This window comes from Enterococcus cecorum, assembly GCF_052119425.1.
GTDB lineage: Bacteria > Bacillota > Bacilli > Lactobacillales > Enterococcaceae > Enterococcus_E > Enterococcus_E cecorum_C.
In genome coordinates, this window is sequence record NZ_JBQKFH010000084.1 from 1 (window position 1) to 1,534 (window position 1,534).

Annotated in this window: 2 protein-coding genes; both read left to right on the forward strand. The window is 35.3% G+C overall.

The window, feature by feature from the left end:
- Positions 1–57 precede the first annotated feature (57 nt).
- The gene (locus tag ACTQZM_RS11840) at positions 58–633 is read left to right on the forward strand and encodes a helix-turn-helix domain-containing protein (protein ID WP_171336873.1); all 576 of its coding nucleotides are present in this window, start codon (positions 58–60) and stop codon (positions 631–633) included.
- Positions 516–1,475 carry an IS3 family transposase gene (locus ACTQZM_RS11845; RefSeq protein WP_322389445.1) on the forward strand — a complete coding sequence of 320 codons (960 nt, stop codon included), beginning with the start codon at positions 516–518 and terminating at the stop codon, positions 1,473–1,475. The genes ACTQZM_RS11840 and ACTQZM_RS11845 overlap by 118 nt, the downstream gene beginning before the upstream one ends.
- Positions 1,476–1,534 lie beyond the last annotated feature (59 nt).

Genomic DNA, 1,534 nt, shown 5'->3' on the forward strand with positions numbered 1-1,534 from the left:
TGTACCGACCCCCAAAAGTTAGACCATAAAATCTAACAATTGGAGGTCGGTATTTTTATGGCTAAATACAGTTATGAACTAAAAAAGAAAGTTGTTAATGCATACTTAGCTGGCGAAGGAGGATACAATTATCTCGCGTCACTCTATGACGTGGATAGAAACTGTGTAGCTAAATGGGTTAAGAATCACCAAGCTTTTGGAGATGAAGGATTAATTCGTTCTCGTCATCAGAAAAAATATTCTTTTGAAAAAAAGCTTTCTGTGGTAGAGTTATACCTATCAAATGAGATTTCATACCAAGAGTTAGCAATTAGAGAAAATATAACGAATCCTAGTATGATTGCTAATTGGGTTAGTCGTTTCCGTGTAGCTGGTCCTGAAGGTTTGAGACCTCATAAGAAAGGTCGTAAAACAACAGTGGATAAACCTAAGATAGAACATAAAAATCAGGAAGTTGAAGAAAAAATTGTTGATACTAGCGCTGAGCATGTGAAAAAACTTGAAGATGAGCTTTTATGGCTAAGAATAGAGAATGCATTTTTAAAAGAACTGAGGAGGCTGCGTTTAGAGGACGAAGCAAAAATGAGAGAATGGCACGCGTCATCCACAGCCTCCGAAGAGAATTCAAACTAAAAGATCTTCTCTCTTATACAGATATGCCTAAAGCTACCTACATGTACTGGCAGAAACGATTCGATAGAGAAAATCCAGACAAGGAAATCGAGGAAAAGATTCTTGATATAAGAAAAATTCATAAAAATTATGGTTATCGCAGAGTATTAGGCGAGTTAAGAAATCAAGGATATTGTATAAACAAGAAGAAAGTACAGCGAATAATGCAGAAAGTAGGGCTACAGGTTACGTCATTTACCCGTAAAAGCCGTAAGTACAGTTCTTACAAAGGAAAAGTTGGTACAGTAGCTCCTAATCGAATTAGAAGACGATTCAATACACATATACCTTATCAAAAGATTACCACTGATACTACTGAGTTTAAGTACTATGAAATCGATTCTAAAGGTAATATGTCAACGAAAAAATTGTATCTAGATCCTTTTATGGATATGTGTAGTGGTGAGATTGTTAGCTATGGAATTGCCAAACAACCCTCTGCTAAAACTATAATGAATGCACTGGAACAAGCAATAACGATAACATCTGGTTGCCCTTATCGTAGAACATTCCATTCAGATCAAGGATGGGCGTATCAAATGAAAAATTATTCACATCGCCTTAAGGAAGAAAAAATCTTTCAAAGTATGTCCAGGAAAGGTAATTGTCACGATAATTCTGTGATGGAAAACTTCTTTGGTTTGCTTAAACAGGAAATCTATTATGGTGTTGTATACTACAGTTATGAAGAATTAAAATCAGAAATCGAGGGATATATAAAGTACTACAATGAACACAGAATTAAAGAAAAGCTAGGGTGGAAAAGTCCAGTTCAATACAGAATTCACCTTATGAGTGCATAAAAAAACGTAGTAGACAAAACTACTACGCTAATAAAGTCTAACTTTTGGGGGTCACATCA